This window comes from Sphingomonas sp. CCH15-F11 (assembly GCF_001557005.1).
Taxonomy (GTDB): domain Bacteria; phylum Pseudomonadota; class Alphaproteobacteria; order Sphingomonadales; family Sphingomonadaceae; genus Sphingomonas.
On the sequence record NZ_LSKG01000132.1, the window covers coordinates 36953 to 58028 of the forward strand.

At 69.2% G+C, this 21076-nt stretch carries 18 protein-coding genes; 16 read left to right on the forward strand and 2 right to left on the reverse strand.

The window, feature by feature from the left end:
* The first annotated feature begins 66 nt into the window (after positions 1 to 66).
* The 16 genes from AX709_RS12615 (at position 67) to mtnA (ending at position 19036) form a co-directional block, all read left to right on the forward strand.
* On the forward strand, positions 67 to 2424 hold the full coding sequence (locus AX709_RS12615; protein WP_066549735.1) for a sensor histidine kinase: 2358 nt from the start codon (positions 67 to 69) through the stop codon (positions 2422 to 2424).
* Positions 2421 to 2873, forward strand: coding sequence for a tRNA (adenosine(37)-N6)-threonylcarbamoyltransferase complex ATPase subunit type 1 TsaE (gene tsaE / locus AX709_RS12620; protein ID WP_066549738.1), 453 nt, complete (start codon positions 2421 to 2423; stop codon positions 2871 to 2873). Before AX709_RS12615 ends, tsaE begins: the two co-directional genes overlap by 4 nt.
* Positions 2858 to 3841: an aminoglycoside phosphotransferase family protein gene (locus tag AX709_RS12625; RefSeq protein WP_066549797.1), complete on the forward strand. Its 984-nt coding sequence runs from the start codon at positions 2858 to 2860 to the stop codon at positions 3839 to 3841. Before tsaE ends, AX709_RS12625 begins: the two co-directional genes overlap by 16 nt.
* A complete protein-coding gene (locus tag AX709_RS12630) occupies positions 3838 to 4599 on the forward strand; it encodes a nucleotidyltransferase family protein (RefSeq protein ID WP_066479565.1) in 762 nt (253 codons plus the stop codon). The genes AX709_RS12625 and AX709_RS12630 overlap by 4 nt, the downstream gene beginning before the upstream one ends.
* Positions 4592 to 7561, forward strand: a complete 2970-nt coding sequence (addB, locus tag AX709_RS12635; RefSeq protein ID WP_066549740.1) for a double-strand break repair protein AddB — start codon at positions 4592 to 4594, stop codon at positions 7559 to 7561. The genes AX709_RS12630 and addB overlap by 8 nt, the downstream gene beginning before the upstream one ends.
* Positions 7554 to 10949, forward strand: coding sequence for a double-strand break repair helicase AddA (gene addA, locus AX709_RS12640; RefSeq protein ID WP_066549743.1), 3396 nt, complete (start codon positions 7554 to 7556; stop codon positions 10947 to 10949). The genes addB and addA overlap by 8 nt, the downstream gene beginning before the upstream one ends.
* Positions 10950 to 11000: 51 nt before the next feature.
* The gene (gene trxA, locus AX709_RS12645; RefSeq protein ID WP_066479555.1) at positions 11001 to 11321 is read left to right on the forward strand and encodes a thioredoxin; all 321 of its coding nucleotides are present in this window, start codon (positions 11001 to 11003) and stop codon (positions 11319 to 11321) included.
* A gap of 351 nt (positions 11322 to 11672) precedes the next feature.
* The gene (locus AX709_RS12650; RefSeq protein ID WP_066549746.1) at positions 11673 to 12929 is read left to right on the forward strand and encodes a dipeptidase; all 1257 of its coding nucleotides are present in this window, start codon (positions 11673 to 11675) and stop codon (positions 12927 to 12929) included.
* A gap of 41 nt (positions 12930 to 12970) precedes the next feature.
* Positions 12971 to 13759, forward strand: a complete 789-nt coding sequence (locus AX709_RS12655) for a sulfite exporter TauE/SafE family protein (protein ID WP_066549800.1) — start codon at positions 12971 to 12973, stop codon at positions 13757 to 13759.
* Between the two features lie 34 nt (positions 13760 to 13793).
* Positions 13794 to 14915, forward strand: coding sequence for a pyridoxal phosphate-dependent aminotransferase (locus tag AX709_RS12660; protein WP_066549748.1), 1122 nt, complete (start codon positions 13794 to 13796; stop codon positions 14913 to 14915).
* A 135-nt stretch (positions 14916 to 15050) separates the two neighbouring features.
* The gene (locus tag AX709_RS12665) at positions 15051 to 15428 is read left to right on the forward strand and encodes a c-type cytochrome (protein WP_066480116.1); all 378 of its coding nucleotides are present in this window, start codon (positions 15051 to 15053) and stop codon (positions 15426 to 15428) included.
* Positions 15429 to 15511: 83 nt separating this feature from the next.
* Positions 15512 to 16063 (forward strand): cytochrome b, encoded by a 552-nt coding sequence (locus AX709_RS12670; protein WP_231725992.1) that lies wholly within the window; start codon positions 15512 to 15514, stop codon positions 16061 to 16063.
* A 63-nt stretch (positions 16064 to 16126) separates the two neighbouring features.
* Entirely contained in the window at positions 16127 to 16795 is a 669-nt protein-coding gene (mtnB, locus tag AX709_RS12675; RefSeq protein WP_231727522.1) for a methylthioribulose 1-phosphate dehydratase, read from the forward strand.
* Positions 16792 to 17337, forward strand: coding sequence for a 1,2-dihydroxy-3-keto-5-methylthiopentene dioxygenase (locus AX709_RS12680; RefSeq protein ID WP_066549749.1), 546 nt, complete (start codon positions 16792 to 16794; stop codon positions 17335 to 17337). Before mtnB ends, AX709_RS12680 begins: the two co-directional genes overlap by 4 nt.
* Before the next feature lie 11 nt (positions 17338 to 17348).
* Positions 17349 to 17996, forward strand: coding sequence for an acireductone synthase (gene mtnC / locus AX709_RS12685; RefSeq protein ID WP_066549758.1), 648 nt, complete (start codon positions 17349 to 17351; stop codon positions 17994 to 17996).
* Positions 17993 to 19036 carry an S-methyl-5-thioribose-1-phosphate isomerase gene (mtnA, locus tag AX709_RS12690; protein ID WP_066549760.1) on the forward strand — a complete coding sequence of 348 codons (1044 nt, stop codon included), beginning with the start codon at positions 17993 to 17995 and terminating at the stop codon, positions 19034 to 19036. Before mtnC ends, mtnA begins: the two co-directional genes overlap by 4 nt.
* Here mtnA and AX709_RS12695 read toward each other — a convergent pair.
* Positions 19023 to 20189 carry an aminotransferase gene (locus AX709_RS12695; protein WP_066549763.1) on the reverse strand — a complete coding sequence of 389 codons (1167 nt, stop codon included), beginning with the start codon at positions 20187 to 20189 and terminating at the stop codon, positions 19023 to 19025. The genes mtnA and AX709_RS12695 overlap by 14 nt on opposite strands.
* Positions 20186 to 21037 carry a class I SAM-dependent methyltransferase gene (locus tag AX709_RS12700; RefSeq protein WP_197418970.1) on the reverse strand — a complete coding sequence of 284 codons (852 nt, stop codon included), beginning with the start codon at positions 21035 to 21037 and terminating at the stop codon, positions 20186 to 20188. The genes AX709_RS12695 and AX709_RS12700 overlap by 4 nt, the downstream gene beginning before the upstream one ends.
* Positions 21038 to 21076: the final 39 nt, after the last annotated feature.

The window sequence follows — 21076 nt, forward strand, 5'->3', positions numbered from 1 at the left end:
GGGGGTTTCGCTTGGGCGCAGTGATGGCTACCCGTTGGCCATGCGTGCGTATCTGGCCCATCCTCAATGACGATCGCTGAGCCGATTGCACTCCTTGTCCTCGGCGCGGTCCTGGCGATCCTTGTCGCGCTGGCGGCCTATGCCTTCTACCGGAGCGTCCAGGGCGCGCGCATCGCGCGGGTTCAGCGTGCCGAGGCCGAGCGCGCGCACGCCCTGATCGGCCATTCGCCGGCGATGGCGATGCGCGTCGATCCGGATCAGCGCGTATCCTTGCCCCTCGCGCTCGTCGACCGGCTGGGCTTCGGCCGTGCGCCGGAGCGGCTTGAGGAATTGCGCAACGAACCGGGCGTGGTCGCTGAAACCGAATTTCCCGACGGTGCGCGGCTGGTGGCCGCGATCATCGAGGCGCAAAGCGCCGCGCGGCCGTTTCGCCTCGCGCTGCGCCCGCCGGGTTCGGCACGGCGGTTGATTGCGATCGGCGATCGCGCGCCCGAAACGCTGGGACCGGCCGGCACCGTCATCGTCTGGTTCTTTGACGCAACCGACATCCAGACCGAGCTCGACCGCGCCGAAAGTGAGGCCGACCGGCTGCGTGCCGCGTTCGAATCGCTGACCGGGCTGATCGAAGCCGCGCCGATGCCGATGTGGTATCGCGGCCCCGACCTCAGGCTCGCGATGGTCAACAGCGCCTATGTCCAGGCGGTCGAAATGTCCGACGCGGCCGGGGTCATCGCGCGCCAGGTCGAGCTGGTCGAAACCGCCGGACATCTGGGTCCGATCGTCAACGCGGCCGAAGCGCGCGACAGCGGCCGCGCGCAGGTGACCGCGCTGCCCGCGACGATCGGCGGGGCACGCCGGATGCTGCGCTTTCACGACGTGCCCATGCCCGACGGCGGGACCGCCGGCTACGCGATCGATATCGAGGAGCTCGAACAGGCGCGCGCGGGGATCAAGCGTTTTGCCGATGCGCAGCGGTCGATGCTCGACCGGCTGTCGTCCGCGGTCGCCCAGTTCGGTGCCGACCGCACGCTCGTCTTCTGCAATCAGCCCTTCCAGCGTATCTTTGCGATGCGGCCCGAATGGCTCGCCGACCGGCCGGAGTTCGACCGGGTGCTGGAGCGGATGCGCGAGGCCAACCGCCTGCCCGAAGTCCGTGACTTTCCGGGCTGGAAAGCCGAGCGCCGCGCATGGTTCCACGCGACGCAGGACGAGATCGAGGAAAATTGGCACCTGCCGGGTTCGGTCCATTTGCGCGTCGTGGCGCAGCCGCTGCCCGAAGGCGGCTTGCTGATGATCTTCGAGGATCGCACCGAACAGGTCCAGCTGGCGAGCGCGCGCGACACGCTGCTGCGGGTGCGCACCGCGACCTTCGACAATCTGTTCGAGGCGCTCGGCGTGTTTTCCGCCGATGGCCGGTTGCAGATCTGGAACGCCAAGTTCCGGCAGGTCTGGGCGCTCGAAGAGAGTTTCCTCAGCACGCATCCCCGCGTCGATCTGTTGGCAGAGGAAGTGGCGCCGCGTCTCGCCAATCCGGCGCGCTCGTCGCTGATCCCCGACCTCGTCCGCTCCGCCGCCAACGAGCGCCAGCAGCGCGGCGGCCGCGTCGCCTTTGCCGATGGCCGGCACTATGAATTCGGTGCCGTGCCGCTGCCCGACGGCAACGCATTGCTGACCATGATCGACATTTCCGACAGCCGGCGCATCGAACAGGCGCTGCGCGACCGCAACGATGCGCTGGAGGCGGCGGACCGGGTGAAGACCGCGTTCGTCGCGAACATGAGCTATGAGCTGCGCACCCCGCTCACGTCGATCAAGGGTTTCGCGGAGATGCTGCACGCCGGATATGCAGGCGAATTGAGCGATTCCGGGAGCAGCTATGTCGGCGCCATTTTGGAATCGGTCGAACGCCTGGGTGGCCTGGTCGACGATGTGCTCGACCTGACTGCGACCGAAGCGGCGGCGCTCGATGTCCAGCCGGTCGATCTGGATGCGACCGCACGCGCCGCGGCCGAGCATCTGGTGTCTCTGGCCCGGGAGCGCGGGATCGAACTCGCCATCGACGTCCAGCGGTCGTCAGGCACGGTCCAGGGCGATCCGCGCCGCCTGCGCCAGGCGATCGAGCATATGCTGCGCCACGCGCTCTGCACGCTGGACGAGGGCAATCGCGTGCTGCTGCACGTCGACGGGACGCGTGAAGCGGCGCGCGTGGTTGTGTCCGACGACGGGGCGGGGATGAGCCCGAGCGCGCAGGCGCGTGCATTCGATCGCTTCGCACAGCCCGCGGTGGCGCGGCCCGGCGATCGCCATCTCGGGCTCGACCTGCCGCTCGCGAAGCAATTCATCGAAGTTCATGGCGGGGAATTGTCGCTGGTGTCCGAGCTGGGCCACGGCACCATCCTGACCGCCACGCTGCCGCGAAAATGAGCGCCAACCTGCTCTGGTCGATCGACGACTCGCTGGCGCTTGGCGCGCGGATCGCGCGTGTCGCGCGTCCGGGCGACGTCGTCACGCTCAGCGGACCGCTGGGCGCGGGCAAGACCAGCATCGCGCGCGGCCTGCTGAACGAACTCGGGCTAGAGGGCGAGGCACCGTCGCCGAGCTACGCCATCGTCCAGCCTTATGCGCCGCCCGAGGTGCAGTTTCCGGTGCTGCATGTCGACCTGTACCGGATCGAGGACGCAGAGGAAGCGGTCGAGCTCGGCTTGTGGGAGGCACGCCACGATTCGCTGCTGGTCGTCGAATGGCCCGAACGCCTGCCCGAGCTGACCTGGGTGGACGCCCTGCGGCTGACCCTGTTGATCGAAAGCGATGGCGTGCGGCGCTTGACAGCGATGGTGCCGGAGGCATGGAGGCAGCGATGGTCGCTGATATGAATCCACCCCCCGCCGCCGCGGAATTTCTGGCGGCAAATGGCTGGGGCGATGCCGAATTGCTGCCGCTGGCGGGCGACGCGTCGTTTCGCCGCTATTTCCGCGCGGTCGCGCCGGGGCGCTCCGCGGTGCTGATGGATGCGCCGCCGCCGCATGAGGACGCGCGCCCGTTCCTGGCCATCGCGCGCTGGCTGGGCGATCGCGGGTTCGCCGCGCCGGCGATCCTGGGCGAGGACGCGGTCGCCGGCCTGGTGCTGATCGAGGATTTCGGCGACGCCCGCATGCGCGAGACCGTCGATGCAGCGCCGGAGAGCGAGCTTCGGCTCTATGGCGAGGCGGTCGACCTGCTGGTACGGCTCCATCGCGAGGATGCGGCACCGTTGCGCGGCTATGATCGTGCAGAATATCAGCGCGAGGCCGGGCTGCTCACCGAATGGTATTGTCCGGCGGTGGGGATCGAACCCGATGTCGTGGCCTATCGCGCCGCGTGGGACGCGGTGCTCGATCATGTCGAGCCCGCGCCTCCGGTCACGGTGCTGCGCGACTATCATGCCGAGAACATCATGCTGATCGAGGGTCGCGAGACGCTGGGCCTGCTCGATTTCCAGGACGCGCTGACCGGCCACGCCGCATATGACCTCGTCTCGCTGCTTCAGGACGCGCGGCGTGACGTCGCCCCCGAGCTCGAGGCGCAGATGCTCGACCGCTATCGGCGCACGACGGGCGCGGATGAAGGGTTCGACGCCGCCTATCATGTGCTGGGCGCGCAGCGGAATGCGAAGATCATCGGCATCTTCACGCGGCTGTGGAAACGTGACGGCAAGCCGCGTTATCCCGGGCTTTGCCCACGCGTCTGGCGTTATCTGGAGCGCGATCTGGCGCATCCGGCACTGGCACCGGTGCGCGCCTGGTTCGATGCCAATATCCCCGCGGCCCGGCGCGGCGACCCGATCGTGATCGCCGGCGAATGACGACCGCGCACACGCTGGCGCTGCGCCCCAATCCGGACGCGCCGGTGCCTGAAATCGCGATGGTGATGGCGGCGGGCCTGGGCAAGCGGATGCGCCCGCTCACCGCGACCCGCCCCAAGCCGCTGGTCGAGGTGGGCGGTCGCGCGCTGATCGATCATGTGTTCGACCGCCTGCGCGCGGCTGGCGTGCGCAGGGCGGTCGTCAACGTCCATTATCTCGCCGACACGCTCGAAGCGCATCTGCACCACCGGGTGAAGGGCATCGATATCGTCATCTCGGACGAGCGGCGGCAGCTGATGGAAACCGGGGGCGGGCTGGTTCAGGCGCGCGCGCTGCTCGGCGATCGCCCGTTCCTGTGCGTCAACAGCGACAATCTGTGGATCGACGGGCCGATCGACGCGATCCGGCTGCTGGCCCAGCACTGGGACGATGCCCGCATGGACGCGTTGCTGCTGATGGTGCCGCTGGCTCGCGCCAACAGCCATGGCGGGCGCGGCGATTTCCATCTCGACAGCTTCGGCCGGATCACGGGGCGCCGTGCGCCGGGACGCGTCGCGCCGTTCGTCTTCACCGGCGTCCAGATCCTGTCGCCGCGCGTGATCGCGGACTGGCCGGATGGACCGTTTTCGACCAACCTGTTCTGGCAGCGCGCGATCGAGGCCGGGCGTGCCTGGGGCCTGCCGCATCAGGGATTGTGGTTCGACGTCGGCACGCCGCGCGCAATCGTCGAAACCGAAGCCTTGCTCGCGGATGCCTGATCGCGCCCGCCTGCGCGTCTACACCATCCCGGTTCATCGCGCGTTCGCCGACGCGCTGGCGACAGGGTTGATCCGCCAGCATGGCGGCGAGCCACTCGCCCTGGCCCGCGGCACCATCCTGGTTCCCAACCATCGCGCCCGTCGGGCGATCACGGATGCGTTCGTCCGCGCGAGCGGAAGCGGGCTGCTGCTGCCGCGCATCGTTGCGATCGGCGATCCGGAGCTGGACGAGGCCGCCGGCGCGATGTTCGATCCCGCGGATGCCGCCGACCCGGTACCGCCGGCGGTCGATCCACTCGCGCGCCGATTGATCCTGTCGCGCCTGATCGAGGCCGAGCGCGCAGCAGCCGGTGCACCGGTCGATGCCGCGGAGGCGCTGCGGCTGGCGGGCGACCTTGCGCGTACCCTGGACCAGTTGCTGGTCGAGGATGTCACGCCGCGCGCGCTCGCCGCGCTCGAGCTTGCGGAGCAGCCGTCCGAGCATTGGCAGCGGGCGCTGGAGGTGTTTCGCATCCTGCTCGATCGCTGGCCGGCGGAGCTTGCGCGGCTGGGGTGCATCGACCTCGCCGAACGACGGTCGCGGCTGATGCGTCGTGCTGCGGACCAATGGCGCACGGGGACATCCGCGGGCTTCATCTGCGCCGCCGGCGTGACGAGCGCGGCCCCCAGCGTCGCGCGGCTGCTCCGCCGCGTCGCCGAACTCCCGCAGGGGCTGGTGGTGTTGCCGGGCGTCGCGACCGACATGCCCGACGACCAGTGGGATGCGCTCGGGCCGCACCCGCGCGACGCCGTGACCGGGAAGCGCCCGCCATCGATTGAAACGCACCCGCAATTTCACCTGAAGCTCCTTCTCGATCGCATGGGGGTGGCGCGCGGCGAGGTGATGGCGTGGCGGCACGGCAGCGACCATGATGCCGCACCCGCGCGCGGCAAGGCGATCGCCACCGCTCTGGCACCCGCCCAGTTCACTTATGGCTGGAACGAGGTACCGGCGCGCGAGCGTCGGTTGACCGGCGTCGCGATGCTCGCCGTCGCGACCCCAGCCGAAGAAGCGCAGGCGATCGCGATCGCGCTGCGCGAGGCGCTCGAGGCGCCGGGGCGGACCGCCGCGCTGGTGACCCCGGACCGCGCACTCGCCATCCGCGTCGCCGCGCATTGCCGCCGCTGGGGGATCGCGATCGACGACAGCGCGGGCGCGCCGCTGTCGACGCTTGCGCCCGGCACCTTGCTGCTCGCCATCGCGGAAGCCGCCGCCGCCGGATTCGCGCCGGTGCCGTTGCTCGCGCTGCTCAAGCATCCGCTGGTGCGATCGGGCGATGCGCGCATCGAATGGTTGGACGGCGTGCGGTCGCTCGACCTGGCGCTGCGCGGGCCACGTCCGGCTGCGGGACTTGAGGGCATCGCGCGGCATTTGTCCGATTCCGACGCCGCGGATGCGCATCGTCGTCGACCCGCCATCGCGTTCTGGAAGCATGCCCAGGCGTTGCTACGGCCGATCGCCGCGATCTTCGGACGCGATGCCGCACCGCTCGTCGATCTGGTCGCGGTGCTGCGCGAGTCGGCGGATGCGTTGGCCGGCGACGCCGCCTGGGCGCGACAGGAGGGGCGGGCGGCGGCGGACCTGCTCGCGGGGCTGGAGGCGAACGCGGCGCCCGGCCCGGCCCGGATCGCTCCGGCGGCATTGCCCGTGATGCTGCGCACGCTGATGGATGAAATTGCAATCCGGCCGCCGCAGGGCGGGCATCCGCGCCTCGCGATTTACGGCTTGCTGGAGGCGCGGCTGCAGACCGCCGACCTGATGGTGCTGGGCGGATTGAACGAGGGCGTCTGGCCGGGATTGCCCGCCCCCGACCCGTGGCTGGCGCCGCGCATCCGCAGCGAACTCGGCCTGCCGGGGCTTGAACGGCGGATCGGGCTGTCGGCGCATGACCTGGCCGGGGCAATGGGCGCGCGCGACGTGTTGATGACGAGGGCCGAGCGCGACGCGAGCGCGCCGACGATCGCTTCGCGCTTCTGGCTGCGCCTGCAGGCGCTGGCGGGCGAGCAACTGCACGCCGCCGATGACCTGGCGCGGTGGTGCGCCGACATCGACAATCCGCGCGAGCACGCGCCGTCGGCGCAGCCCGCGCCCCGTCCGCCCGTCACTGCGCGGCCGCGCATCATTTCGGTGACGGAGGTCGATCGGCTCAAGGCCGACCCCTTCGCCTTCTATGCGCGGCGAATGCTCAAGCTGACCCCCCTCGACCCGGTCGATGCGGACGCGAGTGCGGCATGGCGCGGCACCGCGATCCACGCCGTGTTTGAACGCTGGGCGCGGGAGGATCGCGATCGTCCCGAGCGGCTGGCCGATCACGCGCTGGCGCTGATGCGCGATGATCGCACCCATCCGCTGATGCGCGCGCTGTGGCAGCCGCGACTGATGGAGGCGGTCGACTGGATTGCGAGCCAGCTGGTCGAGTTGCGCGCAGGCGGCAGGCAGCTGATCGATGTCGAGCGGGAGGGGCGGATCGAGATCGCCGGCGTCACGCTCAAGGGCAAATATGACCGGATCGACCGCAATGCGGACGAAACGCTAGCGATCGTGGACTACAAGTCCGGCCAGCCGCCCTCGACACGCGCGGTGCGTGAGGGGTTCAGCCTGCAGCTGGGACTGCTCGGACTGATCGCCGAGCGCGGCGGGTTCGAGGGGATCCAGGGCACCGCGACCGCGTTCGAATACTGGTCGCTGGCGCGCAACCGCCAGGGCGGTTTCGGCTTCGTCGCCTCACCCGTCGATCCCAAGAGGAAGGATCCAATACCTGCCAACCGCTTTGTCGAAATTGCTGCGCACAATTTCATGGAGGCCACCGCAGCATGGCTCACCGGCGACGCGCCCTTCACCGCCAAGCTAAACCCGCTCTACGCGCCCTATGGCGACTATGACCAGCTGATGCGCCGCGACGAATGGTGGGGCCGTGAGTAAGGCCGGCAGCCTCCTGCCCAGGCTGAAGGGCGATCAGGCGCGCGCGAGCGACCCGGAAGGCCATGTCTGGCTGTCGGCGTCGGCGGGGACCGGCAAGACACAGGTGCTGACCGCGCGCGTCTATCGCCTGTTGCTGCGCGGAGTCGACCCCGCTGCGGTCTTGTGCCTCACCTTTACGAAGGCGGGTGCGAGCGAGATGGCCGGACGGATCAATGGCCGGCTCGCGCGCTGGGTGCGGATGCCCGAGCCCGATCTGCGCAAGGAGCTGTTTGCGCTTGGCGAGAATCATCTCGATCCCGCTGTGGTGGCGCGCGCGCGCACGCTCTTTGCGCGGGTGCTCGACGCGCCCGGCGGCGGCATCCGCATTCAGACGATCCACAGCTTTTGCCAGAGCCTGCTCGCCGCGTTTCCGCTCGAGGCCGGCCTGCTTCCCGGCTTCCGCCCGCTTGAGGGGCGTGAGGAACAGGTGCTGGCGCGCGAGGCGCTGGCGGAACTGCTGGTTGCGCAGGAATCGCTGCACGGTTCCGACGTGCTCGATGCGGTACGGGCGCTCAGCCTGCGCATGGGCGAGGGGCGGGCGGAGGCCTTTCTGCGCGCCTGTGCCGCCCGCCCCGACGCAATGGCGCGGCTGCCCGGACTGATACAGCCCTTCGTCCGCGACTGTCTCGATCTGCCCCCTGGCGATGTCGAGGCGGCGATCGCTGCGGCGTGCGCGGATGATGCGTGCGACATTGCCGGGCTGCGCGCCGTCGCGGCGATGAACGCGGGGTGGGGGACCAAGAACGGCCTGGCGCGGGCGGATGCGATCGCGCATTGGCTCAGCCGCGATCCGGGCGGGCGCGCCGCGGGACTGGGCGAACTGCACCTTGTCTGGGCAAAGGCGGACGGGGACCTCCGATCGTTCGCCAAAGGTCAGGCGCCACTGGTCGCCGACTATGCCGATCTGGCGACGCGCTTTCACGGCTGGTGCGGCGAGCTGGTCGGGCTGCGCGCCCGTGCCGGCTTTGCCGACCTGCTTGCGCAGGGGCTGACCGCCGGACGCGCTTATGCCGAAACCTATGCGGCGTCGAAGCGGCGCATCGGCGCGGTCGATTTCAACGACCTGATCCGCGAGACCGCCAGGCTCCTTGCGCTGCCCGGCATCGGCGACTGGGTGCGCTACAAGCTGGACCAGGTGACCGAGCATATCCTGATCGACGAGGCGCAGGACACCAACTGGCCGCAATGGGAAATCGTCCGCCGCATCGCCGACGAGTTCTTTGCCGGTGAAGGCGCGAAAGGCGACCGGCTGCGCACGCTGTTCACCGTCGGCGACTATAAACAGGCGATTTTCGGCTTTCAGGGCACAGACCCCTATAATTTCGCGCTCGCGCACCGGATGTTCGAACAGCTCGCCGGGCCCGATCAGCCGTTCACGACGCTTTCGCTCACCGACAGCTTCCGGTCGACCGAGCCAATCCTGACCTTTGTCGATGCCGCGATCGCGGCGCTGCCCGACGATGCGCTGGGCGCGCACAGCACGGTCGAGCCGCATGGCAGCAACGTGCCGGGGCCGGGGCGGGTGACCCTGTGGGCACCGGTGATCGAAGGCGGCAGCGACGAGGACGCCGAGGGCTGGGCCGACGATGCCGCGCGCGGCATGGCGACCCGGATCGCGACCGAGGTCGCCGCGTGGATCGATCAGGGTCGGATCACGCCGGGGGAGGTGATGATTCTGGTCAAGCGGCGCGGCGAGCTGGCGGCGCTGATCGTCGCGCGCCTCTATGCGGCCGGGGTGCCGGTCGCCGGTGTCGACCGGCTGCGCCTCAACGCACCGCTGGCGGTGCAGGACCTGCTCGCCGCGATCCGCTTCGCACTCCAGCCCGACGACGACCTGTCGCTCGCCAGCCTGCTCGTCTCGCCGCTGATCGGGTGGAGCCAGGACGAGCTGATGGCCGCCGCGGTGCGCGAGCGCGGCAGCCTGTGGCGTCACCTGCGCGCGACGCAGCCGGACGACCGGCTGGCGCCGCTCTATGCGATGCTGGCGCAGGCCGATTTCACCACGCCCTATCGTTTTCTGGAGGACCTGCTGAGCGGCGCGCTCGACGGGCGGCGCAAGCTGATCCGGCGGCTCGGTGCGGAGGCGCGCGACCCGATCGAGGAACTCCTTACCGCGGCGCTGGGTTTCGAACGGCTGGCGACGCCGTCGCTGCAACGCTTCATCGACTGGTTCGATCGCGGCGATGTCGACATCAAGCGCGACCCGTCGCAGGCGGCGAGCGCGGTCCGCGTGATGACCGCACACGGTGCCAAGGGGCTGCAGGCGCCGCTGGTCATCCTGGCCGACGCGACGGTCGACCCGACGCGCAACCGGCGCGACCTGCTCGACTGGCCGGTGTTCGGCGATCGCGAACCGGCGCTGCCCCTGATCCGGCCGCGCCGTGACGAACGCAGCGCCGCGCTGGAGGCGTTGCTCGATGCGAGCGACGCGCGCGAGATGGAGGAGCATTGGCGGCTGTTCTACGTGGCCGCGACACGCGCCGAACGCTGGCTGGTGATCGGCGGTGCGCTAGGACCCAGGGCAAATGGCAGCCCGCCTGAACAAAGCTGGTATGCCGCCGCCGCCCGCGCTTTCGACCGACTCGGCGTCGCCGAAGCCGATGCCGGCGGTGATCGGGACTTTACCGGGGTCGGCGTGACGCATGCTGGCGGGGGCGCTGCACGGGCCGAGCGGCCACCGCAGCATGACGCGGTCGATCTGCCCGACTGGCTGCGCGCGCCCGCGCCCGCCGAAGCGCGTCCACCCCGTCCGCTCGCGCCCTCGGCAATCGGCGACGACGCGATCGCCGACCCCCCGCTTCCCCCGAAAGCGCGCGCGGCGGCGGTTCGCGGTCAGCTGCTCCATCGGCTGTTCGAGCGGCTGCCGGCCGTGGCCCCCGCTGAACGGCGCGATGCGGCGTTGCGCTGGCTGATGCAGGCCGCCGGGGTGACTGACATGGCGCTGGCGACCGCGCTGGTCGATGACGCACTCAGGGTAATCGACGACCCGCGCTTCGCCGGACTGTTCGGCATCGACGCGCTCGCCGAGGCGCCGATCGCGGCGGTCGTCGACGGCCTCGTCATTTCCGGTACGGTCGATCGGTTGCGCGTCGAGGAGGATCGGGTGCAGGTCGTCGATTTCAAGACCGGGCGCATCGCACCGGCGACCCTGGCCGACGTGCCCGAATATCATCTGCGCCAGATGGCCTCCTATGCCGCCGCACTCGCGGTGATCTTTCCCGGCCGCACGATCGAGGCGTCGTTGCTCTACACGTCCGGACCCGTCCTGCACACGCTGCCCGCTGCGCTGCTGGCTCGGCACAAGCCCGGCTATGACCCCGCGCAGTTAAGGTTGAGCGGCGACGCTTGAGGCGCGCGGGCGCACCGCCTAGATTGTTGGGCACAGTCAAGGAGACAGAATATGGCGACCAAAGCCGTGACCGATGCCAGCTTCCAGAGCGACGTGCTCGAAGCCGAAAAGCCCGTGCTCGTCGATTTCTGGGCGGAATGGTGCGGCCCGTGCAAGATCATCGGCCCGTCGCTGGAGGAAATTTCCGACGAACTGGGCGAGCAGGTGACGATCGCCAAGCTCAACATCGACGACAATCCCGACGCGCCCGGGCGCTACGGCGTGCGCGGGATCCCGACGATGATCCTGTTCAAGAACGGCGAGCCGAGCGCGGTCAAGGTCGGTGCCGAGCCGAAAAGCGCGCTCAAGGCGTGGCTGCAGGGCGCGCTCTAGGCCACGTCACAGCTCCACGGGATCAAGGCCGCGTGATCGCCCGGATTGCGCGGCCCTTTTCATGTTCATGACGGGACGGCACGAAGCTGCTTGCATTTCTTTCGTTCGCGACGCTAGCTTGGTGGTTGCGGGTTGTGTCGTCGTGGCCCGTGCGCTGGTAACGACATTGCCCGTGCGGGTGTCGATCCAGGTCGCCCAGTTGCGCTGACAGCCGGAAACCGGCGCGCGCGTCTGAACGCGAACGACCGGGGGAGGCCCGAACAGCGATCGCAAAAGCGGGGGCTTTCCGTGTCGATGAACCATGCCGGTCCGTTCACATCTTCCAGAAAATCGTCGCGCCGGTCGCGTGCGATGGGCTACCTGCTCGGCGCGGCGTTGCTCGCCGTGGCGACGGGACCGTCCGTGGCGCAGGATGTGCCGGCCGTCCCTGCGGCGACCAAGCGCCTTCATGACCGGCTGATCACGCTCGACTCGCACCTCGACACCCCGGCGTCGCTCGACTTGCCCGGCTGGTCGATCCTCGAACGTCACGACGCCACGCAAGACTATACCCAGGTCGACCTGCCCCGGATGAAGGCCGGCGGGCTCGATGGCGGCATGTGGGCGATCTACACGGCGCAGGGACCGCTCGATCCCGCAGGTTATCGTGCGGCGCGCGATTTCGCGGTGATGCGCGGCGTGTCCATCCACAAGATGATCGCCGCCGCGCCCGACCAGTTCGAATTGGCGCTGACCGCCGCGGACGCCGCCCGCATCGCTGCGACGGGCAAGCGCATCGTCTATCTGTCGATGGAAAACGCCTATCCGCTGGGCGAGGATATCGGGCTGATCACGCTCTTTCATCGCATGGGCGTGCGGATGATCGGCTTTACCCACTTTGCCCACAACCAGTTCGCCGACAGCTCGACCGACCCGTCGAAGACGCCGCGCTGGCAGGGGCTGAGCCCGCTGGGACGCGACCTGCTGGTCGAAATGAACCGGCTGGGCATCGTCCCCGACCTGTCGCACAGTTCGGATGCGGCGCTCGACGACGCGCTGGCGCTGTCCAAGACGCCGCTGGTGCTCACCCATTCGGGGTGCAAGGCGATCTATGACCACCCGCGCAATGTCGATGACGCCCGGCTGCGCGCGCTTGCGGCGAAGGGCGGTGTCATCCAGATGAACGCCTATGGCGGCTATCTGCGCGCGCTCAAGCCCAACCCGGCGCGCGAACAGGCGCTCCGCGCGCTGAATGCCGATCGGCCTGCGGGCGCGATGACCGCCGCGCAGCGCGAGGCGATGCTGGCCAAGCGGCGCGAAATCGATCGCCTGTATCCCGAAACCGACCCGGCGACGTTCGAGGATTTCATGGCGCACCTGCTCCATGCGCTCAAGGTCGTTGGCCCCGACCATGTCGGGATCGGGCTCGACTGGGACGGCGGCGGCGGCACGGTCGGAATGCGCGACATCACCGCCTTGCCCCGGATCACCGACGCGCTGCTGAAGGCCGGCTATAGCGAGCGCGACATCGCCAAGATCTGGTCGGGCAACCTGCTGCGCGTGCTGCGCGCCGCCGAGGCGGCCGCCGCACCGGATGCGAGGGCGGCCGCGCCCTCCGAAGGCCATTGAGCGCGGCGGGCGCCGTGCACTGGCTGCTGCCGCTGCTGGCGATGCTCGCCGCGGGGCTGTTCGCCGGCTTTGCGGGCGGGCTGTTCGGAATAGGGGGCGGGTTCGTCGTCGTGCCCGCGCTCTTCGTGCTGCTGCCGCTGCTCGGCGGCAATCCGGCCGAGCTGGCGCACGTCGCGATCGGCACGTCGCTGGCGACGATCGTCACGACATCGCTGCGCTCGGTTCAGGCGCACGCGCGCCGCGGTGCCGTCGACTTCGACATGCTCAGGGCGTGGGCGCCATGGATCGTGTTGGGTGTCGGCATCGGCGTGGTGCTCGCCGCGCGGCTGAGCAGCGATGGGCTGGCATTGATTTTCGGCGCGGGCGTGGCGCTGATGTCGCTGCATTTCCTGTTCCCGCTGCTGGCCGACCGGCACCTGGCGACGGACATGCCCGGCGGCCTGACCCGTGCCGGGATTGCCGGCGGGCTGGGCGCTTTTTCGTCGCTGCTCGGCATCGGCGGCGGCACGATCGCAATCATCGTGATGACATTGTGCGGCAAGTCGATCCATCGTGCGGTCGCGACCGCATCGGGGATCGGCGTGATCATCGCGCTGCCCGGCATGATCGGCTTCGTCGCGATCGGCCTTGGCGTGCCCGACCTGCCCTGGGGATCGCTCGGCTTCGTCAACGTGCCGAGCGCGCTGATCGTCACATCGATGTCGATCGTCACGGCACCCTGGGGGGTGGCGGCGGCGCATCGGTTGAGCCCGGCGCTGCTCCGTCGCGCCTTTGGCATCTACCTGTTGTTCGTGGGCGTCGTGATGATCCGCAACGGGATCATCGGATGAGAGACTGAGACTGCAACCAAGGGGAGAAACCGCCATGTCGATCGAGCTTTCCAGACGCGCCTGGCTGGGCGCCGCCGCCGTCGCCGGGGGTGGGGCGATCGCCGCCACGCGCAGCGCCTATGCCTTTCCGTCGGCCGAACCGCCGGTGTTCGGTCCCGCGCCCGGCGTCGCGCTGCTGTCGCGCAACGAAAATCCGTTCGGCCCGGCGCCCAGCGCCATCCGCGCCATGGCCGACGCGGCGGGGAAGGGGTGCTATTATTCCGATGGCGGGCTGCGTCGCCTGACCGACATGATCGCCGAGCGATTCGCGGTGTCGCGCGATCACGTCGTCATCGGCAACGGATCGACCGAAGTGCTTTCCGCCATCGCGCTCGCATACAAGGACAAGGGCGCGATCCTGGGTGCGGACCTGTTCTGGGACACGACGGTCCAATATGCCGAGCGCCAGGGCGCTAAGGTGCTGCGCGTTCCGCTCGCCGCCGACATGGGCGTCGACCTCGACGCGATGGCGGCAGCGGTCACGCCGGACATCGCGCTCGTCCATCTGTGCAATCCCAACAACCCGACCGGCATGCTGATCGACGGCGACCAGGTCCGCGCCTTTGTCCGCAAGGTCGGGCCGAAGGCAACCGTGCTGGTCGACGAAGCCTATAACGAGCTGACCGACCGGCCCGAGCACCATTCGGTCGCCGATCTCGTCAAGGCGGGCGAGAATGTCGTCGTCTGCCGGACCTTCTCGAAGATCTACGGCATGGCGGGCCTGCGCGTCGGCTATGCGCTGGCGCGGCCGGAGGTTGCGAAGCGGGTGAGCGATCACCTGATGAGCTTCGGCGGCAACAGCGCCGGGCTGGCGGCGGCGATCGGTTCCTATGACGATATGGCGTTCCTCAATTATTCCAAGGCGCGGATCGTCGAGGGGCGCGGCATGATCATGGATGCGGTCAAGGCGGCGGGGCTCACCGCGCTCCCCAGCCAGACCAATTTCGTGTTCGTGAACGTGCCTGACGCGAATACCGTGCAAAAGGCGATGGCCGCGCGCAGCGTGATGATTCGCGGCAGTTACGGCAAATGGACGCAATGGTCGCGCGTCAGCACCGGCCGGATCGAGGACGTGCAGCGATACGCCGCCGCACTGCCCGAAATCATGCGCGTTTGAAGGCAATCGGGGCGGCCAGGGCACATGCCGCAGCAATATCGGCACCTGGCCTTCCGGACCACCTTGTCTGCCCGCCCCGCAACAGGCTAATCGGCGGCAGTGGATGCCCACGAGAAGCGCAAGGAGTGGTTCAAGATGCTGAAGGTCGTGAAGACGAGTTTGAGTGCAGCAGTCGTGATCGGGCTGACGGCGATCGCGTCGCAGGCGTCGGGCCAGGGCGCGCCGAACAAGGCCGCGTTCGCACCCTGCTCCGTCTGCCATGCGGTGACGCCCAAGACGAACAAGATCGGGCCGAGCCTGCACCAGATCGTCGGCCGCAAGGTCGGCACCTATCCCGGCTACACCTATTCCCCGGCGATGAAGGCCAAGGGTGGCGTGTGGACCGAAGCTGCACTCGACACCTACCTGACCAAGCCGCAGGCCTATGTTAAGGGCACCAAGATGGCCTATCCCGGCCAGCCCGACCCGGCGAAGCGCAAGGCGATCATCGCTTATCTCAAGACGCTGAAATAAGCGACGGGCGCCTCGCCCGGCAACGGGCGGGGCGCCGATTGCGCCTGACACCGGCGTGACGGCACTGGGACGAGGAGACGAGCGTGACGAGCGATCTGGGCGGGGCCCTCAGATACAACGCAATTGCGCGTACGCTGCATTGGGTGATCGCCATCCTGATCATCGCCAATGTCGCAATCGGTCTGCTTGGTGACGCGATCGAGGAAGCGGTGGGAAGCAGCCCGTTCCCGCTGCACAAGTCGATCGGTCTGACCGTGCTGGTGCTTTCGTTGCTGCGCCTCGGCTGGCGCATCGCCAATCCGCCGCCGCCGCTGCCCGCACATACCGGCCGCAACGAACGGCGTCTCGCCGCGATCATGCACGGCGTGCTCTATGCGCTGATGATCCTGGTGCCGTTTACGGGTTATGCGATGAGTTCGGCGGGCAAATATCCGCTGTCCTGGTTCGGCCTGGTCACTGTGCCGAAACTCCCGATCGAGCGGGAAAGCGCGCTGGCCGACCTGATGCACGAGGGGCATGAAGTGCTGGGGATCGCCATTGCCATCCTGGCTGCGGGCCACATCGTTGCCGCGCTGCGTCACGGCTTCCTGCTTCGCGACGGGGTGCTCCAGCGGATGACCGGCGGACGCGGCTGATCGCGCCGGGTCATCTGCCTGCAACCCGATGGCCATATCGTGCGAATTGGTTAAACTGTGACGATGCATATCGCCCCCATTTCCCCGCCGCCCGTCCATGGCGATCCCACGGTGCTGGTCGTCGATATGCTGATCGCTGCCGGGGCGCGGCTGGATGCGCGCGGCTTGGCGGCGGCGACGTCGGGTAATTATTCGGCGCGGCTGGCCGACGGCAATGTGCTGGTTACGCGATCGGGGCGGCACAAGGGGCGGCTGACCCGTTCGGATTTCATGGCGCTGTCGCCCGAGGGCGTGGCGCTAGAGGCGGGACGACCCTCGGCAGAGGCCGCGCTGCACCTCATGCTCTACGAGCATTTCCCGCACGCAGGGGCGATCCTTCACTGGCACTCGCCGTCAGCGGTCGCGCTGTCGCGCGCCGTCGACTCGGAAGAGTGGGTGATCGAGGGGCATGAGATGCTGAAAGCCTTTCCGGGCGTCGATACCCACGCGACGCGACGGATCGTCCCGATCGTCGACAACAGCCAGGACATGGCGGTGATCGACGCGGCGATCCGCCCCCGGCTGCACGGATCGGAACGCGCGCCCGTGTTCCTGATCCGCGGCCATGGGGCCTATGCCTGGGGCGTCGACGTCGCCGAGGCTGAGCGGGTGAGCGAGGCCGTCGAGTGGCTGGTCGCCGCGGAGATTGCCGAACGCCAGTGGCACGCAACGCGGGAGGCGCAAGGATCATGACGCGCCTGACCATTCGCGGTGCCGCCGATGGCGCACTGATCGTCGAGACGGTCGATCCGGTCCGGATTGCCGAAGATTTGGCCGGGATCGGCGTGCGGTTCGAGCAATGGCCGTTGCGCGACGTCGCAGACATGCCGGCGGATGCCATCCTCGCCGCCTACGCACCCGAGATCGACCGGCTCAAGGCACAGGGCGGCTATCGATCGGTCGACATCGTCGCGCTGACCCCCGACCATCCCGATCGGGTCGCGCTGCGTGCCAAGTTTCTGGACGAGCACCGGCATGCCGAGGACGAAGTGCGTTTCTTCGTCGCGGGCGAGGGGCTGTTCTGCCTGCGCACCGACGACCGCGTTCATGCGCTGCTGTGCACCGCTGGCGATCTGGTTTCGGTGCCCGCGGGGATGCGCCACTGGTTCGACATGGGGCCCGCGCCGCGCTTTACCGCGATACGTCTCTTCACCAATCCCGACGGCTGGGTGGCGAAATTCACCGGCGATCCGATTGCGTCGCGCTTTCCCCGCCACGAGCCGGCCGCGGCCTGACGCTGCCCTTCATGCCGAACGCCGGCCCCATCCTGCTCGATATCGAGGGCACGACGAGCAGCATCGCGTTCGTCGCCGAGACGCTGTTCCCCTATGCCCGCGCGCGCCTTCGCGCGTTCGTTGCCGCCAACGCCGCGCGGTGCGCACCGATCCTGGCGGAGGTCGCCGCGGTCGCACCGGGGGATCCGGTCGCCACCCTGATCCAGTGGATCGACGAGGATCGCAAGGCGACCCCGCTCAAGACGCTGCAGGGAATGATCTGGGCCGAGGGTTATGCCGATGGCAGCCTGTCGGGGCATGTCTACCCCGATACGCCGCGCGCGCTTGCCCGCTGGCAGGCGCAGGGCCGGCGCATATTCATCTATTCCTCCGGGTCGGAGGAAGCCCAGCGGCTGTTGTTCGCGCACAGCCTCGCGGGCGACCTGACGCCCTTTCTCGCCGGGCATTTCGACACCCGGATCGGGGCCAAGCGCGACGCGGCCTCCTATGCGGCGATCGCCCGCGCGATCGATGCCCATCCGTCCGATATCCTGTTCATTTCCGACATTGCCGCGGAGATCGACGCCGCACGCGCCGCCGGGCTTTCGGCGCTGCGGATCGACCGCGAGGGCGGCACCGACGCCGACATCGCCAGCCTGGACGAGGTACTCGCGACATGATTCTCGCCGGCGAAGCGACCCGGTCGATCCAGCGTACCGCCGATGGGCGCGGCGCGCGCATCCTCGACCAGCGGCTGCTGCCCTGGGAAATTCGCTGGGTGGAGCTGCGCGACGCCGACACCGCCGCGCGGGCGATCCGCGAGATGTGGACGCGCGGCGCGCCGATGATCGGGGCGACCGCCGCCTATGGCCTCGCCATGGCGCTGGCGGTCGACGCGAGCGACGACGGGCTCGCCGCTGCCTATGCAATGCTGCTCGAGACGCGGCCGACCGCGGTCAATCTGCGCTGGGCGCTCGATCGGGTACGCGAGGCTGTCGCGCCGCTCGCCCCTGCCGATCGTGCGGCGGCCGCCTTCGCACGCTCCGACGCGATCTGTGACGAGGATGTCGCGCTGTGCCGCGCGATCGGCGAGCATGGCCTGGCGCTGCTGCGCGAGCTGGCGGTGGCGAAGGGCGGTGCGCCGCTCAACCTCCTGACGCATTGCAACGCCGGGTGGCTCGCGACCGTCGACTACGGCACCGCGACCGCACCGATCTATCTCGCGCATGATGCCGGCATCGCGCTGCACGTCTGGGTGGACGAGACCCGGCCACGCAATCAGGGGGCGCTGCTGACCGCGTTCGAGCTTGCCAATCATGGCGTGCCGCATACCGTCATCGCCGACAATGCCGGCGGGCTGCTTATGGCGCGGGGTCAGGTCGACGCGGTGATCGTCGGCACCGACCGGGTGACCGCCAATGGCGATGTCTGCAACAAGATCGGCACCTATCTGAAGGCGCTGGCGGCGGCGGACAACGCGGTACCCTTCTATGTCGCGCTTCCCTACACGACGTTCGATCCCGTCACCGCTGATGGCGCATCGATCCCGATCGAGGACCGCGATCCCGACGAGCTGCGCCTGCTGACCGGCCCGACGGGCGATGGCATGGCGACGGTGCGGGTGACCGATTCACCGGCGTACAACCCCGCGTTCGACGTCACGCCCGCACGGCTCGTGACCGGTTACATCACCGAGCGGGGCGTGCTCAGCCGGCTGTAGCCTTCAGTGCGGGCACGGCGCGGCCAAGCCGCGCGACCGCTTCATCCAGCGTCGCGTCGACCTTGGCAAAGCAGAATCGCACCAGGTGCCGCACCGGATCTTCGGCGTAGAAGGCGGAAATCGGGATGGCGGCGACCCCGGCATGGTCGATGATCCAGTCGCAGAAGGCCACATCGTCGATCGCGATCCCCGATCGTTCGAGATCGACCGACAGGAAATAGGTTGCTGCGCTCGGCACGGTGGCAAGCCCGATCGCGTTCAGCCCGCTGGCGAGCCGGTCGCGCGATCGCTCGAACGCCGCGCTCTGGGCGCTGATCCAGTCGCGCTGCGTCGCCAGCCCCTCCGCCACCGCATATTGCAGGTTGGGCGGGGTGGTGAAGGTCAGGAACTGATGCGCCTTGGCCAGCACGGATGCAATCGGCGGCGCCGCGCACATCCATCCGACCTTCCAGCCCGTGAGTGCGAACATCTTGCCCGCCGATCCGATCTTGATCGTCCGGTCGCGCATCCCCGGCAGCGCCATCAGCGGAACATGCACCGCACCGTCGAACACCACCTGCTCCCACACCTCGTCGCAGATCGCGACGACGTCGCGTTCGACACAGAAGCGCGCAATCGCCGCCAGCGCGTCTGTCCCCAGCATTGATCCGGACGGATTGAGCGGGTTGTTGAGCAGCAGGAGCCGCGTGCGCGGCCCGGCGGCAGCGGCCAGGGCGGCAGGGTCGATCCGCCAGTCGGGGGGCGTCAGCCGCACCAGCCGTGCCACGCCGCCGGCGCGCCGCACCAGCGGCAGGTAGGCATCGTAGAGCGGCTGGCACATCAGCACCTCGTCGCCCGGCGCGATCAGCGCGAGCAGCGCCGCCGCCAGCGCCTCGGTCGCCCCCGAAGTAACGATGACTTCGCCGGGGTCGAGGTCGAGCTGTTGCGTGTCGCGATAGAAGTCGGCGACTGCCTGGCGCAGTTCGGGGATGCCGGCCATCGGCGGATACTGGTTCGACCGGTGGTCGAGCGCGCGTGCGGCGGCGGCGCGCACCGCGTCCGGCCCGTTTCCGTCGGGAAAGCCCTGGCCCAAATTGATCGCGCCGGCGGCACGCGCGCGGGCGGACATCGCCTCGAACACGGTCGTCGGCATAGCGGCATAGATCGGGTTCATTCGGTCGGTGCTCCGGGCGGGCGCAGCGCATCGGCGAGCGAGCGCGACGCGCTGCCCCGGCGCGCCGGACGCGGTTGCGAGGGATCGGGTGCCCAGCCGGTCAGATAGACGAGGTTGAAGGTTTCGGTCGTCCGCCCGTCCGCGTCGGCCGCCTGGGCAAAGGCGGCTGCGGCGCGGGCCAACGCGGCTGGCGCCAGCGCGCGCCGATCGCGCAGGATGTTGGTCGCGGCCATCGCGCGCAGATCTTCGAGCAGGCGGCCGAGGTCGCGATAGCGCACCGCCAGCGGCTCGACATCGGCGACCGGCAGCGCAAAGCCCGCGCGCATCAGCAAGTCGCCCGCCGCGCGCACCTCAACCTGCGGATGTAGGCGCGGCGCCGGGCGATCGGGTTCGGCGGCGCGCAGCGCGGCGCGCAATGCGGGCAGCGATCCCGCGCCGGTGAACGCGCCCAGGAACAGCCCGTCGGGTCGCAGCACGCGGCGGATCAGCGCGAGCGCACCGGGCAGGTCGTTGACGCTGTCGAGCACGCCCAGGCTGACCACCAGGTCGAAGCTCGCATCCGCAAAGGGCAGGCGATCCTCATCCGCCTGAACCGCGGGACCGCTTGCGCGTCGGGCAAATCCGAACCCCGCGTCACAGCGGACGATGCGCGTGCCCGGCAGGTCGAAGTCCGCCGCGCCGCAACCGAGATCGAGAATGTCGGTGAAGCGCCGGGCGACCGCGTCGAGCCGGTCGACAATTCCCTCGATCATCTGCGCGCGCAGAAAATCCCCACCCGGCGTCGCCGTCGCCGCACGGTCGCGTCGCAGGCGTCGTGCCCGCCGGTCGAAGATTTCCGCCTGGTCCATGCCGGCGCTTGTGCCGTTGCCGGCAGCGGGCGACAAGCG